The organism is Couchioplanes caeruleus, from assembly GCF_003751945.1.
Classification (GTDB): Bacteria; Actinomycetota; Actinomycetes; order Mycobacteriales; family Micromonosporaceae; genus Actinoplanes; species Actinoplanes caeruleus.
In genome coordinates this window covers 484,904-498,891 of sequence record NZ_RJKL01000001.1, presented here as the reverse complement: position 1 = coordinate 498,891, position 13,988 = coordinate 484,904, and the positions used below count along the sequence as shown (strand labels likewise).

9 protein-coding genes are annotated in these 13,988 nt (G+C 71.9%); 3 read left to right on the top strand and 6 right to left on the bottom strand.

Annotated features, from left to right (window positions below; genetic code table 11):
• Positions 1-524 precede the first annotated feature (524 nt).
• From EDD30_RS02460 to EDD30_RS02440, 5 genes are all read right to left on the bottom strand, one after another.
• A complete protein-coding gene (locus EDD30_RS02460; RefSeq protein WP_071807574.1) occupies positions 525-2,903 on the bottom strand; it encodes an ATP-binding cassette domain-containing protein in 2,379 nt (792 codons plus the stop codon).
• A gap of 54 nt (positions 2,904-2,957) precedes the next feature.
• Entirely contained in the window at positions 2,958-4,460 is a 1,503-nt protein-coding gene (locus EDD30_RS02455; RefSeq protein ID WP_071807569.1) for a sulfatase family protein, read from the bottom strand.
• 60 nt (positions 4,461-4,520) lie between these two features.
• Positions 4,521-5,600, bottom strand: coding sequence for a sensor histidine kinase (locus EDD30_RS02450; RefSeq protein WP_071807570.1), 1,080 nt, complete (start codon positions 5,598-5,600; stop codon positions 4,521-4,523).
• 27 nt (positions 5,601-5,627) lie between these two features.
• A complete protein-coding gene (locus EDD30_RS02445; protein WP_071807571.1) occupies positions 5,628-7,406 on the bottom strand; it encodes a carbohydrate-binding module family 20 domain-containing protein in 1,779 nt (592 codons plus the stop codon).
• Between the two features lie 90 nt (positions 7,407-7,496).
• Positions 7,497-8,549, bottom strand: coding sequence for a LacI family DNA-binding transcriptional regulator (locus EDD30_RS02440; RefSeq protein WP_071807572.1), 1,053 nt, complete (start codon positions 8,547-8,549; stop codon positions 7,497-7,499).
• 167 nt (positions 8,550-8,716) lie between these two features.
• Between EDD30_RS02440 and EDD30_RS02435 the strand changes: the two genes are divergently transcribed.
• Entirely contained in the window at positions 8,717-9,319 is a 603-nt protein-coding gene (locus tag EDD30_RS02435; protein WP_143162849.1) for a hypothetical protein, read from the top strand.
• Positions 9,320-9,921: 602 nt separating this feature from the next.
• On the top strand, positions 9,922-10,560 hold the full coding sequence (locus tag EDD30_RS02430) for a hypothetical protein (protein WP_123678031.1): 639 nt from the start codon (positions 9,922-9,924) through the stop codon (positions 10,558-10,560).
• Between the two features lie 54 nt (positions 10,561-10,614).
• On the opposite strand, the gene lysS is transcribed toward EDD30_RS02430, so the two are convergent.
• Positions 10,615-12,339 (bottom strand): lysine--tRNA ligase, encoded by a 1,725-nt coding sequence (gene lysS / locus EDD30_RS02425; RefSeq protein WP_244945079.1) that lies wholly within the window; start codon positions 12,337-12,339, stop codon positions 10,615-10,617.
• Positions 12,340-12,468: 129 nt separating this feature from the next.
• Between lysS and EDD30_RS02420 the strand changes: the two genes are divergently transcribed.
• Entirely contained in the window at positions 12,469-13,977 is a 1,509-nt protein-coding gene (locus tag EDD30_RS02420; RefSeq protein WP_148088110.1) for a putative bifunctional diguanylate cyclase/phosphodiesterase, read from the top strand.
• The last annotated feature ends 11 nt before the right edge of the window (positions 13,978-13,988 follow it).

Below are 13,988 nucleotides of genomic sequence, written 5' to 3'. Positions count from 1 at the left end.
CCGCGGCTCCGGGGGTCGTTCCGGACGGGGCCGTCGCCGCTCGGGCCTTCAACTCTTCGACGGCGACGTGCCCACCGTCGCGGTGCTGCACGGCGTCACGTCGGCGGCCACTTCGACCGGGCGTGCCGGTCGACCGGCACGATCCGCCGGCTCGGCTGCCCGGCAGGCTACGCGTCCCGGGTCAAGCTGGCGGCCCTCGACGGACGCAGGCGGCTGACCGCCTGGAACCCGCGCGCGAACGGCACGGTGGAGTGCACGTGCTGACCGCCGACGCGGCCCGGTACCGGCTCGCCGTCGGCGGCGCCTTCACCACTGTGGGCGGCCATTCCCGGACCCGCTTCGCCCTCTTCACCCGCTGACCGGCGGTCGCCGGCCACCCGCCCGATCAGGCCGGAGCCGAGCCGGCCCGCCCGATCGGGTCGGGAGCTGAGCCGGCTCGCCAGATCGGTTCGGGAGCCGAGCCATCCGCCTCATCGGGCCCGGGCGGTGGCTGCGCGCCTGACCGCCCGGCCGTGGCCGGGCGGTCAGGCGCCGACGTAGTCCGCGAGGTGCTCGCCGGTGAGGGTGGAACGCGCGGCGACGAGGTCGGTGGGCGTGCCCTCGAAGACGATTCTTCCGCCGTCGTGGCCGGCGCCCGGTCCGAGGTCGATGATCCAGTCGGCGTGGGCCATGACCGCCTGGTGGTGCTCGATGACGATCACCGACTTGCCGGAGTCGACGAGCCGGTCCAGCAGGCCCAGCAACTGCTCGACGTCGGCGAGGTGCAGGCCGGTGGTCGGCTCGTCGAGGACGTAGACGCCGCCCTTGCCCGCCATCTGGGTGGCCAGCTTGATCCGCTGCCGCTCGCCGCCGGACAGGGTCGTGAGCGGCTGGCCGAGGCTGAGGTAGCCCAGTCCCACGTCGGCGAGCCGGTCGAGGATGGCGTGCGCGGCCGGGGTGCGCGCCTCGCCCGCGCCGAAGAACTCCTCGGCCTCGGTCACCGACATCGCGAGCACCTCGCTGATGTTGCGGCCGCCGAGGTGGTGCTCCAGCACCGCCGCCTGGAACCGCTTGCCTCCGCAGTCCTCGCAGGTGGTGGCGACGCCGGCCATCATGCCCAGGTCGGTGTAGATGACGCCCGCGCCGTTGCAAGACGGGCAGGCGCCCTCCGAGTTGGCGCTGAACAGGGCCGGCTTCACGCCGTTGGCCTTCGCGAACGCCTTGCGGATCGGGTCGAGCAGGCCGGTGTAGGTGGCCGGGTTGCTGCGCCGGGAACCCTTGATCGCGGACTGGTCGACGGACACCACGCCGTCGCCGCCCACGACCGAGCCGTTGATCAGGGAGCTCTTGCCGGATCCGGCCACACCGGTGACCACGACCAGCACGCCCAAGGGGATGTCGACGCTGACGTTGCGCAGATTGTGTGCCTTGGCGCCGCGGATCTTGAGCTTGCCGGACGGGGTGCGCACCGATGGCTTCAGGGTGGCGCGGTCGTCCAGGTGCCGTCCGGTCAGGGTGCCCGCGTGGCGCAGCCCCTCGACCGTGCCCTCGAAGACCACCTCGCCGCCGGCGGTGCCGGCGCCGGGGCCGAGGTCGACGACGTGGTCGGCGATCTCGATGGCCTCCGGCTTGTGCTCGACGACCAGCACGGTGTTGCCCTTGTCCCGCAACTGCAGCAGCAGGTCGTTCATCCGCCGGATGTCGTGGGGGTGCAGCCCGATCGTCGGTTCGTCGAAGACGTACGTGACGTCGGTGAGCGACGATCCGAGGTGCCGGATCATCTTGGTGCGCTGCGCCTCCCCTCCGCTCAGGGTGCCCGACGGCCGGTCGAGCGAGAGGTAACCGAGTCCGATCTCGACGAACGAGTCGAGGAGATGCTGGAGCCCGGTGAGCAGCGGGGCCACCGACGGCTCGCGGAGTTTGCGGACGAACTCGGCGAGGTCGCTGATCTGCATCGCGCAGAGGTCGGCGATGTTCTTGCCCTTGATCTTCGACGACAGGGCGGCCTCGCTGAGCCGGGTTCCGCCGCAGTCGGGGCAGGTGGTGAACGTCACCGCCCGCTCCACGAAGGCGCGGGCGTGCGGCTGCATCGCCTCGACGTCCTTGGACAGGAACGACTTCTGGATCGCCGGGATCAGTCCCGAGTAGGTCAGGTTGATCCCGTCGATCTTGATCTTGGTCGGCTCCCGGTACAGCAGGTCGTGCCGCTCCTTCTTGGTGTACTTGCCGATCGGCTTGTCCGGGTCGAAGTAGCCGCAGCCGCGGAAGATCCGGCCGTACCAGCCGTCCATGCTGTAGCCGGGGATGGTGAGCGCGCCCTCGTTGAGCGACTTGCTGTCGTCGAACAGCGCGGATTCGTCGATGTCGTTGATGGAGCCCATACCCTCGCAGCGCGGGCACATTCCGCCGAGGCGCGTGAAGGTGACCTTCTCGGCCTTCGTGCCGGGGCCGCGTTCCACGGTGATGGCGCCGCTGGCCTTCACCGAGGGAATGTTGAACGAGTACGCGTTGGGCGGACCGATGTGCGGGCGTCCCAGCCGGCTGAACAGGATGCGCAGCATCGCGTTGGCGTCGGTGGCGGTGCCGACGGTGGAACGGGGGTTGGCGCCCATCCGCTCCTGGTCCACGATGATCGCGGTCGTCAGCCCCTCCAGCAGGTCGACCTCGGGCCGGGCCAGCGTCGGCATGAACCCCTGCACGAAGGCGCTGTAGGTCTCGTTGATCAGGCGCTGCGACTCCGCCGCGATGGTGCCGAACACCAGCGAGCTCTTGCCCGAGCCGGAGACGCCGGTGAACACGGTGAGTCGGCGCTTCGGGATCTCGACGTTGACGTCCTTGAGATTGTTCTCGCGCGCGCCCTGCACGCGGATCAGATCGTGGCTGTCGGCGGCGTGCGGCGTGAGCCGCCTGGGGTTGCGGTCCATGGCGGCCACCCTACGTGGGCCTCGGGGGACGTGCTTCTCGATTCCTGATCGGGTTCACCCGCGCACGCGGTCCGCCGTCCGGCACGCCGCGCCGCGGCAGGTGGTCAGCTTCTTCAGTGCCGTATGCAGGGCCGCCCGCCGGGACGGGGAGAGCCGCGGGAAGAGGTTGCGCAGCTGGTGCGGGTCCGTACGCCGGTTGTAGAACTCCCGTGCGCCGTCGACGTACTCGACGTAGGTGTAGGTCGCGGTGCGCAGGGCCGCGTACGAGGGCGGGTTGCCGCTGCCGGGGCGGGGCCGGTCGGGGTCGGCGGGGTCGAAGTCGGGCCCGTGGTGCTCGATGAGCGCCGCCGTACGCCATGCGGGCTCGCCGCCCGACAGCAGCGGTCGCAGGTCCCGGCCGTGGAGGTCGGCGGGCACGGCGGCACCGGCGAGACCGGCGAAGGTGGGCCGCAGGTCGATGTTCTGCACCGGTGCGGCGACGCGCAGCCCCGCGCGGACCCCGGGACCGGCGACGACCAGCGGCGCTCGTACATCGGTGTCGAAGGCCGTCTGCTTGCCGGGCAGCAGCCGGTACTCGCCCAGGTGAAAGCCGTTGTCGGAGCTGAAGACCACGACGGTGTCCTCGGCGACGCCGGCCCGCTCGAGGGTGGCCTGCAGGGACGCGAGCAGCCGATCGACCGAGCGTACGGACTGCGCCCGCTTGCGGAACACGTGGTCGATCTCGGCCTTCTGCTCGGCGGTGAGCGGCGCCCGGTCCGCCAGCCACGGCGGGGCGTGCGCGGGCAGGGCATCGAAGGCCGGCCCGCGCGGCGCCCGCAAACCGGGAAAGGCCTCGGCGTCGCGGGGCGCCGGCGTGTACGGCGAGTGCGGCGCGAAGGTCGCCACCTCGACGAGGAACGGGGTACGGGCGGCCGCCGACGCCTCGATGAACGCGGACGCCTTGGCGCCGATCACGTCGGTCAGATAGTCCTCCGGCGCGCTGCCGTACCGGTGGACTGTGCCGTTCTCGTTGAGGACGTAGTCGTACTGCGCGTAGGCGTTACCGGCGCCGTACCAGTCGGTCCAGCCGGGCGGCACGTACGCCCGCGTGCCGCCGAGAGTGTTTTCCGGCTGGTACCGGTTGAGGTACTTGCCCAGGAAGGCCGTGCGATACCCGGCCTTGCGCAGATCGGTGGCGAACGTCGACCGCTCGTGGCCGCGCCGGTGGAAGAGCGCGAAGCCGCCGTCGACGCCGCCGTTGGTGAACACCCCGGTGCCGTGCGGGAACTTGCCGGTGAGCAGGGACGCCCGCGACGGGCAGCACAGCGAGTTCGAGACGGTGTACTCGGTGAACGTCGTGCCCCGGCGCTGCAACTCGCGCACGTGGGGCATGAACTGCACGAGGTTCATCGACAGGTCGTCGGTCAGCACGAACACGATGTTCGGCCGGGTCTCGGCGGGGGCGGCGGACGGGGCTGTGGCGGCCGAGGCCGCCGGTTCGGCGGGCCGCGGGGAGGTGCAGGAGGTCAGGAGACTGACGGCGGCGAGCATTCCGGCCACGCGGAGTCGAAAACCCATGTATCGGACATTACGGCCGAATCCGGAAATCGCCCGGTTGGCTCGCGCCGCGCGTCGGGCTCAGCTTTGCTCCGGAAGGCGGACCTCGACCCTCAGGCCACCGTGCTCGCCCGGCACGGCGGTGATCGTGCCGTGGTGGGCGTGCACGATCGAGCGGGCGATGGCCAGCCCGAGCCCGGCGCCGCCGCTGTGGTCGATGCGGTCGGAGCCCAGGCGTTTGAACGGCTCGAACAGGCCGGCCACCGCGTCCGCCGGCACCGGCGGCCCGGTGTTGAGCACGGTCAGGGTGGGCGCCGTGCCGACCCGGACGTGGACGGTGCCGCCCGGGCGGTTGTACTTGATCGCGTTCTGGACCAGGTTGGTGATCAGGCGCTCCAGCAGCACCTCTTCGCCGGAAACGGTGTGGACCGCCAGGTCGGTGGTGATGGTGACGCCCGCACTCGCCGCCTGCTCCGCGTGCGCCTCCACGACGCCGGCGGCGATCTTGTGGAGCTGCTGGGGGATGCTGCCGGCCAGGCCCTGCTCCACCTCGGTCAGCACCAGCAGGCCCTCGATGAGCCGTTCGTTGCGCTCGTTGGTCTCGAGGAGCTGCGCGGTCACCAGGGCCAACTGGTCGGCGTTCACGACCCGCGCCATGCCGACCTCGATCAGAGTTCGCTGCACGGCCAGCGGCGTGCGAAGCTCATGCGACGCGTTGGCCGCGAAGCGGCGCTGGCCCTCGTAGCCGGCGGCGATCCGGTCCATCATCGCGTTGAGCTCCGTGGAGAGGGCGGCCAGCTCGTCGCGGCGCCGGCCGCCGGTCTCGATGCGGAACCCGAGGTTCTGCGGCCCGACCTGGGCGATGACCGGCACCATGTCGCGCACCGGCCGCAGGCACCAGGCCGTCAGGGCCCGCCCCGCCAGCAGCAGCAGTACCACCATCAGCGCGTAGATGGCGAGGTCGGTCTTCCAGCTGGCGACCTGGATCTTCCCGCAGGGCCGGAGCTGGTACGGCAGCGAGGTCAGTTCGCAGCCCCAGCCCTGGTCGACCCAGAACAGCAGGTCGTAGCGGTATTGCAGCATGAAGTAACAGCCGGTGATGAGGACCGTCCAGATGATCATGAGCCGCAGGCGCAGGCTCCGGCGCAGGACGGAGGTCATCTGGAGATGATGACCGACAACGGCGACCTACCGCCAGGTGTCCTGCCAGGTGGCGCCGCAGGGCTCGGCGCCGGCGGTGGTCCGGACGCGGTTGGCCCCGCTCTCCCAGACGACCGCGGAGCCCTCCTTCTTGACGTACTTGTACTGCACCGTCGTGCCGCCCGGCAGCGGCACCGTAGCGCTCCACACCGGGTACGCCGCCGCGGAGAGCGGGACGGCCGCCGCCGTGTTCCAGCCGCCGAGGGCGGGGGCGTCGCCGGTGACGAAGACGTTCTGTCCCCACGTCGTGGAGACGGTCGCCGCGAAGGTGACCGGCGCGCTCGTGCAGGCGGGCGGCGGCGTGGCGGGGCCGCCGCGGGCACCGACGTGCAACGCCAGCGCCGAGTCGGCCCCCACGGTGGCGGTGACCCGGCCGGAGGCGTCCACCGTGTACGCGGGGCCGGTGCACGTCCCGGCCGAGGACTCTCCGGCCATCACGTCGCAGTAGGTGCCGGCGGGCAGCGACGTCTGGAACGTACGGGTCAGCGCCGCACCGGAGCGGTTGAAGGAGACGTAGGCCTTGTCGCCGCGCCCGAAGGCGATCTGGTTCGTCCCGTTGGTCCACCAGTGGGTGACGGGGGCGCCCGCGGCCGTGGTGCGCAGCGCCACCATGTGGGCGGTGGTCCGCCACCGGTGCTCGCACTGCCAGCCGTCGCCGCAGCTCACGGCGGTGGTGGTGCCGTCGCTCGCGGCGGGCGGCCCGGACTCGGGATGGCCGAAGGTGAAGCTCGACATGACCTGCGGGACACCGTACGGCCAGGCGATCATGAATGCCTCCGCGAGCGCGTACGGGGCCCCGTCCCGATACGTCAGCGCCGCCCGGCCGTTGCGCTGGGTGTCGTGGTTGTCCACGAACGCCACCGCGTCCCCGGACCCCACCCGCATCCGGGTGGCGAGGTCCCGCAGGCCGGACAGGTCGCCGTCCCGGAAGGCGCCGCCGACCACGTCGCCGTAGCGGAACTCGGTGACGGCGCCGACGCCGGTGTACTCCTGCGGACCCGGCTCGCCGGCGCCGCCCTCGATGACCTCGGAATAGACGTACGGGTCGCCGCCGGCCGCGTCGAGGACGGCGGCGAGGTCGGTCGCGGGCAGATGCTTCGCGGCGTCCACCCGGAAGCCGTCCACGCCGAGCGACACCAGGTCGTCCAGGTAGGCGGCGAGCTTGCCGCGGACGTACGGCGACTCCGTACGCAGGTCGGAGAGGTCGACCAGCTCACAGTTCTGGATCTCCCAGCGGTCGCCCCAGTTCTCGATGTCGTCGGTGCCGTTGCGGCCGCAGTGGTGGAAGTCGCCGTGGCCGTACGGCACCGCCGGATATGCGTACTGGGAGTACGCGGAGCCACCGCTGCCGGCGCCGGTGGAGGCGCCGCCGGCCATGTGGTTGACCACCACGTCGGCGTAGATCTTCACCCCGGCGGCGTGGCAGGCGCGCACCATGCTCGCGAACGCGGCCCGGTCGCCGCGCCGCGAGACGAGCCGGTAGCTGACCGGCTGGTAGTCCTGCCACCACGGGTAGCCCTTGCCCGGCAGGACGACGTGCTCCTGCGGCGGCGAGACCTGGACCGCGCCGTAACCCTGGGGGCCCAGCACCCGGGTGCACTCGTCCGCCACCGACGCCCACGGCCAGGCGAAGAGGTGCACGATGACGTCCCGGGCGCCGGGCGGGACCACGGACGCCTCGGCCGGCTCGCGGCCGGAGCAGGCCGCCGGAAGGGTCGCGGCGAGCAGGACGGTCACCACGGCGGCGAGAACCGGGCGGATTCGCATGGGTGCCTCCGGACGCGGGAGCCGATGAAACTCCTTGCGCAACTGGAGGAAAGTTATCAGCGTGTTTCCAGAAGGTAAAGCGACGACGCTCTATGCGGCGGAAAAGGTCACACTCTCCGGCCCGTGCCCGCTCTTGTTCATGGCGGTCGATCCGCGCACCACCAGCTCCGGTGGGAAGACGTATTCCGAGCGTGGCGCGCCGTGCCCGTTGATCTCGTCCACGAGCTGGCGGATGGCGGCGTTGCCCATGGCCGCCACCGGCTGGCGCACGGTGGTCAGCGGCGGATCCGTGAAGGCGATCAGCGGCGAGTCGTCATAGCCCACCACCGACACGTCGAGCGGCACGCTGAGCCCGCGCCGGCGGGCCGCGCGGATGGCGCCCAGGGCCATGAGGTCCGAGCCGCAGACGATGCCGGTGACCCCTCGGTCCAGCAGTTGCCCGGCGGCCACCTCGCCGCCCTCGACCCCGAAGAGCGTCAGGGCGATCAGGTCGTCCAGCTCGTGGTCCGGCAGGTCGAGCTCGCGGCGCATCGCCGTACGGTAGCCGTCGAGCTTGCGCTGCACGTTGAGGAACCGGTGCGGGCCGGAGACGAATCCGATGCGCCGGTGCCCGAGCGCGACGAGGTGGTTGACCGCCATCTGGCCGGCGAGCCGGTCGTCGCAGGAGATGAACGGGGCGTTGAGGCCCTCGGCGTAGCCGTTGATCAGCACGATCGGCAGCGGCCGGCCCACCAGGCGCCGGTAGCGCTCGTGGTCGGCGGTGGTGTCGGCGTGCAGGCCGGAGACGAAGACGATGCCGGAAACCTGCCGGTCGAGCAGCATCTCGACGTATTCGTCCTCGGTGACGCCGCCGGGGGTCTGCGTGCACAGCACGGGCGTGAAGCCGGACTGCGCCAGCGCCGACTCGATCGTCTGCGCGAACGCGGGGAAGATCGGATTCTCCAGCTCGGGCACGATGAGGCCGACGAGGCCGGCGCTGCGCTTGCGCAGCCTTTCGGGACGCTCGTAGCCGAGCACGTCGAGAGCGGTCAGTACGGCCTGCCGGGTGTCGGCGGACACGCCGGGCCGGTCGTTGAGCACCCGCGACACCGTCGCCTCGCTGACCTCTGCCTGGCGCGCGATGTCGGAGAGTCGTGCGCGCATGGGCGTCACTGTAGACCCTGGAATCTATTGCAAGAATTGCGCAACGAAATCCGGTCCCAGGTCGGCTCCTTGGGTGGCCACCGGGGCGGACGCCGCGCCGCGCCGGGCCCTATCATCTGCCGAATCGATGATCACCGAATATCTGGCCCGGACCGGAGGACACACAGATGAGCGCGGAACCGCCGCCGTCACCTTCAGTACCGCAGGAGCCGGCCGCCTCGCGGAGGAAGAACTTCCAGCGGGTCGGCATGGTGGCCGGGCCGGTCCTGGTGAGCGCGCTGTTCCTCTGGGCCGTGCTGGAGCCGACGTTCCACAAAGACGCCGCATCCTCCGGCCGGACCGGCTGCCAGCCTCGGCCGGCGACCGTGGAGGCGATCCACAGGGAGCCGGTGCTCAGCGAGAGTCCGAACTCGACCCGGCTCGGCATGGCGGTCGAGTCGGTCTCGTGCGACACGTCGCAGCCCGGTGGACCCATGAGCGTCGTATCGAACGGCGCGGTGAGCCGGCGGCTGACGACCTCGATGACGACGGCGGGTGTGCGGGCCTACTACGCCGATCTCGCGGAACGCTCGGGGTGGGAGCCCGACCGGTCCGCCGTCGGTCTGTACTCGGCGACCAAGAAGGCCGGCGCCGGCTGCCCCTGGTGGTTCGTGGTGACCGCCGAGAAGGACGGCTACGGCATCCGGGTCTACTACCAGCCGCTCGGCGTGCCCGCCGACGACTGTGAGTGGGCACTCGGCAAGCCGATCCTGCTCCCGATCACCGGCTGAGCCGCGTCGGGCTGGTCGTCGGTCGCCAGCAGGCGGGTGAGGATGTGCGCGCACTGCTGGGCGCAGGTCGCGGCGTCGGCGGCGAGTCGCAGGCGCTCGCCCGGTTCCATGGACCGTTTGGCGACCAGATCCCGGCGGAGGGTCGTCATCCGCTCGAGATGGGCGTCCAGTGCGTGGAGGACCTCACTGTGCATGGGCGTTCGTTGCCTCGATCGACGGGCGGGGCGTCGCTGACGCGATTTGCCGCCGCGGAGTTGACGGGACGGCGCGGGGCGGGGCCCGCCTCCCACCAGGAACACTCCCCGGTGGCGAGGCGGGGTTCTGCGGCTACTTCTTCTTGCCCTTGCTCTTCTTGTCCTTCTTGTCCTTCTTGCTCTTCTTCGCCATGGCCGCCACCCCTTTCGGTCGGGTCGTCGCCGGTTTGACTGTCTGTAACCTTGTGTTCCCTCTCGGTTACGCAGTCGGCAGCTTACGCAGCGATTGATACACCCGAATGTCTGGCTTGTTGCCGTAAGGGCCGTAACTCAAGATCCCGTATGAGGGCTCAGTTCGACCCACGCGCGCCCGATGGACGGCGCCGTGGAGTTCGAGGAGCGCCGTTCATGCTGAGGCGGTTATCGGCCGCGCGCGGCCTCCGGTTCTGCCTCGGTCTGCTCATCCTGCTGCTGGCCGGCGCCGCCGGTGCCGGTTGGTGGAATGCGCGCACCCAGGACCGGGTGCAAGGCAGGATCGCCGAGCTGGCCGAGATCCAGGAGGCCGTGGAGAACATCCGGTACAGCTTCAGCGATGTGAGCGGCTATCAGGGCCCCCCGTTGGACGCCGACGCCGTGGAGGCCATCAAGCGTGCGCAGAGGGCCTCGGTGTACGAGTCGCTCGACAGCCTGCGGATCGCGGCGCTGACCGCGGACGAACGCGCCACCGCGCAGCCGCTGAGGCAGGCCGTCGACGTCTTCTTCGCCGCCGACGACAAGCTCGACGACTTGGCGCGCCGGGACACCGACGAGGCCCGGACGGCCGCCATGGAGATCATCAACTCGGACGAGGTCTGGGAGGCCACCAACCAGGTGGACGAGATCACCGACCTGCTGCTGGAAGCCATCGAGGCCCGAAGTGCCGCACTGCACGAGGGCATGAAGGCCGCCGGTGCCGCCGGCAACGCGACCCTCGCGGCCGCGCTGCTGCTTGCCCTGCCGGCCGGTGTCGCGATGATCCGCGCGGCGCGGCGCTCCGCCGGCGGGTGATCTCGACCGCTGGTGGTGCGGGCGGGTGCCGCACCACCATGCGCGTCGTTGGTGCTAGCCGCCGATCAGGGTCCGGAGACGGTCCGCTCCCACGGCGAGCAGCAGCGTGGGCAGGCGCGGCCCGGTCTCCTTGCCGATCAGGAGCCGGTACACCAGCACGAAGAACGACCGCTGCGCGACCTTCAGCTCCGCGGTCGGCTTGGTGTCCGGCGGCAGGCCGGCCATGACCTTCGGTACGCCGTACACGAGCGTCGTCAGCCCCTCCAGCGACCAGTTCTCGTCCAGGCCGGCGGCGAGCAGCCGCAGGGACTCGCGCTGGTCGTCGTCGAGGGACGCCAGGAGCTCCTTGTCCGGTTCGGTGCGGACCTGGGTGCGCGCCTCGGCGGGGAGCTGGGTCATCACCCAGGTCTGCGCCCGGTCGAGGCGGGGCCGCACCTCGGACAGGTCGGTGACCGGGCGGCGCGGGTCGAGGTCGCGCAGGATGCGCAGGGTCTGCTCGTCGTGGCCGGTGGTGATGTCGACGATCGACGCCAGGGTCCGGTAGGCGATCGGGGTGGGCGTCCGGGGCAGCGTGACCGTGGCGGTCCGGACGGCGCGGTCGTGCGCCGACTCGTCGCCGGATGCGGCGGCGCCGGTGGCGATCTTCGCCTCGAGGGCGTCCCACTCGTCGTAGAGACGCTGGATCTCGGCGTCGAACGCCACCTTGAACGACTGGTTGGGGCGGCGTCGGGCGTACATCCAGCGCAGCAGCGGCGCCTCCATGATGGCCAGGGCGTCCGCGGGGGTCGGCACCGCGCCGCGGGAGCTGGACATCTTCGCCATGCCGGTGATGCCGACGAAGGCGTACATGGGGCCGATCGGCTGCTCGGCGCCGAAGATCTCGGTGACGATCTGGCCGCCGACCACGAACGACGAACCGGGCGAGGAGTGGTCGACGCCCGAGGGCTCGAAGTGCACGCCCTCGTACGCCCACCGCATCGGCCAGTCGACCTTCCAGACCAGCTTGCCGCGGTCGAACTCGCTGAGCAGCACGGTCTCGGTGAACCCGCAGGCGCACAGGTACGTCAGCGCGGTGCTCTCGTCGTCGTACGCGGTGACGGTCGTGGTGTCCTTGCCGCACTCACCGCAGTACGGCTTGTACGGGTAGTAACCGGTGCTCGCCGTGCCGTCGTCCTCGTCGGCCGCGCCGGAACCCTCGGCCGCCTCGGCGGCCGCCGCGGCGTCGGCCGCGTCGAGCTTGGCGTTCGCCTTCGGCGCGGCGCTGCGGCCCTTGGTGCGGTAGCGGTCCAGGATCGCGTCGATCCGAGCGCGCTCGCGCATCGCCAGCAGGATCTGCTCCCGGTACGCCCCCGAGGTGTACATCTCCGTCTGCGAGATGCCCCGGTAGTCGACGCCCAGCTCGGCCAGCGAGTCGATCATCGCGGCCTTGAAGTGCTCGGCCCAGTTGGGGAAGCGGCTGCCGGGCGGCGCGGGCACGGCGGTCAGCGGCTTGCCGATGTGCTCGGCCCACGACGGGTCCACGCCCGCCGGCACCTTGCGGAACCGGTCGAAATCGTCCCACGAGATGAGGTGCACGACCTCGTGCCCGCGCCGGCGGATCTCGTCCGCGACCAGGTGCGGCGTCATCACCTCGCGCAGGTTGCCCAGGTGGATCGGCCCGGACGGGCTCAGCCCGGACGCGCACACCACCGGCTTGCCCGGCGAGCGGCGCTGTGCCTCGGCGATCACCTCGTCGGCGAACCGGCTCACCCAGTCGACGGCTCCTGCTGCTTCAGCCACGATCTCCAACTTCCCGTTCTCGTCTGGTCCCGGCCATTTTCCCGGATCGCCTCCGGCGGGCCGCGCGCCGGGTCGGCGGTGAGGCGGGCGAATCCTCAAGTCGCGTCCGCCCGCGGTCGATGGTCGGGCGTGACAGACAGGCGCGTCCCCGCCGAGCGTGCGGCCTCGGTGGCCGCCTCCGGGGCCGCCGTGCTGCTGACCGGCCTCGTCGTCTGCTACGCCGCGGGATGGGCGGGCGAGACCGTCCGACCGTACGTGATCGTCGCGATGTTCGTCCCCCTGGCCGTGCTCAGCGCGGCGCTGGGCTTCCGGGCCGGGCGCCGCGGCACCGGTCCGTCCCGGAGGCGGGAGGAGAGCGACCCGCTGACGGGGCTGGCCGACCGGGCCGTGATCGCCGGACGCCTGGCCGAGCTCGGCGCCCAGCCGCTGGACGGCGACCGCCACGCCGCCGTCCTGGTCATCGACGTGGACCACCTCGGCGACGTCAACGACCGGTACGGCGCCCCCGCCGGCGACGCGGTGCTCACGGCCGTGGCCGCCGCCGTGCGCTCGGTCCTGCGCGCCGGGGACACCGCCGGGCGCATCGGCGGCGACGAGTTCGCCGTCATCCTGCGCGACCTGCCCGGGCCCACCGCCGCGGCGCGCGTCGCGGAGCGGCTCGTCGACACGCTGCGTACCCCGGTGATCGCCGGCGAGCACGTGGTCGAGGCCGGGGCCAGCGTCGGCGTCGCGGTCCGCGACGAGGCCACCCCGGGAGGCGAGCGGCTGCTGCGGCACGCCGGCGCCGCCCTGGACGCGGCCAAGCGCGCCGGTCGGGGCCGCCACGAGATCTACCGCGCCGGCCGCGACGTCCGGGCCCGCGACGCCGAACTGCGCCGGGCGATCGACGACGGCGGCCTCGTCGTGCTCTTCCAGCCGGTCGTCGGCCTGGCCACCGGCGGCGTCGTGGCCGTCGAGGCGCTGGTCCGCTGGCTGCATCCGCGGCTCGGCCTGCTGGTCCCCGACGAGTTCCTCGACCTCGCCGAGGAGACCGGCGCGATCGTGCCGCTGGGGGAGTGGGTGCTGCAGGAGGCGTGCCGCGAGGCCGCCCGCTGGCGGGCCACCGTACCGGGCGTGGAACACGTGCGGCTGAGCGTGAACCTCTCGCCGGAGCAGGTTGTGGCGCCGGGCATGGTCGAGACGGTCCGCGCCGTCCTGGAGGAGACCGGTCTCCCCGCGGACCGGCTGGTTCTCGAACTCGCCGAGGGAACGCTCCGCGACCCCGGCCCGGACCTGGAGGCCCGGCTCGCGAGCCTGCGCGAGCTCGGCGCCGGCATCGCCGTCGACGACGTCGGGCTCTCCTCGCTGGGCCCGTTGCGCCGGCTCCCGGTCGACCACCTCAAGATCGACGGATCGCTCGTCGCCGGTGTCGCCGGCGACCCGGTGGCCCGTACGGTCGTCGAGGAGGTCGTCCGGCTGGGCGCGGCGCTCGGCGCGACCGTGGTCGCCGAGGGCGTCGAGACGGCGGAGCAGGCCCGCGTCCTCGCCGCGCTGGGGTGCGGCTCCGGTCAGGGCTTCCACTTCTGCGAGCCGCTGCACGGGCGCACCGTGGCGCAGGTGCTGCGCCGGACCCACCAGGGCACCCGCATCGACGAGTGAGCCGCCCGGGC

Bases quoted from the DNA above. Each gene is read 5' to 3' on its own strand.
- EDD30_RS02460 (WP_071807574.1), bottom strand. From the start codon at position 2,903: ATGGACCGCAACCCCAGGCGGCTCACGCCGCACGCCGCCGACAGCCAC.
- EDD30_RS02455 (WP_071807569.1), bottom strand. From the start codon at position 4,460: ATGGGTTTTCGACTCCGCGTGGCCGGAATGCTCGCCGCCGTCAGTCTC.
- EDD30_RS02450 (WP_071807570.1), bottom strand. From the start codon at position 5,600: ATGACCTCCGTCCTGCGCCGGAGCCTGCGCCTGCGGCTCATGATCATC.
- EDD30_RS02445 (WP_071807571.1), bottom strand. From the start codon at position 7,406: ATGCGAATCCGCCCGGTTCTCGCCGCCGTGGTGACCGTCCTGCTCGCC.
- EDD30_RS02440 (WP_071807572.1), bottom strand. From the start codon at position 8,549: ATGCGCGCACGACTCTCCGACATCGCGCGCCAGGCAGAGGTCAGCGAG.
- EDD30_RS02435 (WP_143162849.1), top strand. From the start codon at position 8,717: ATGAGCGCGGAACCGCCGCCGTCACCTTCAGTACCGCAGGAGCCGGCC.
- EDD30_RS02430 (WP_123678031.1), top strand. From the start codon at position 9,922: ATGCTGAGGCGGTTATCGGCCGCGCGCGGCCTCCGGTTCTGCCTCGGT.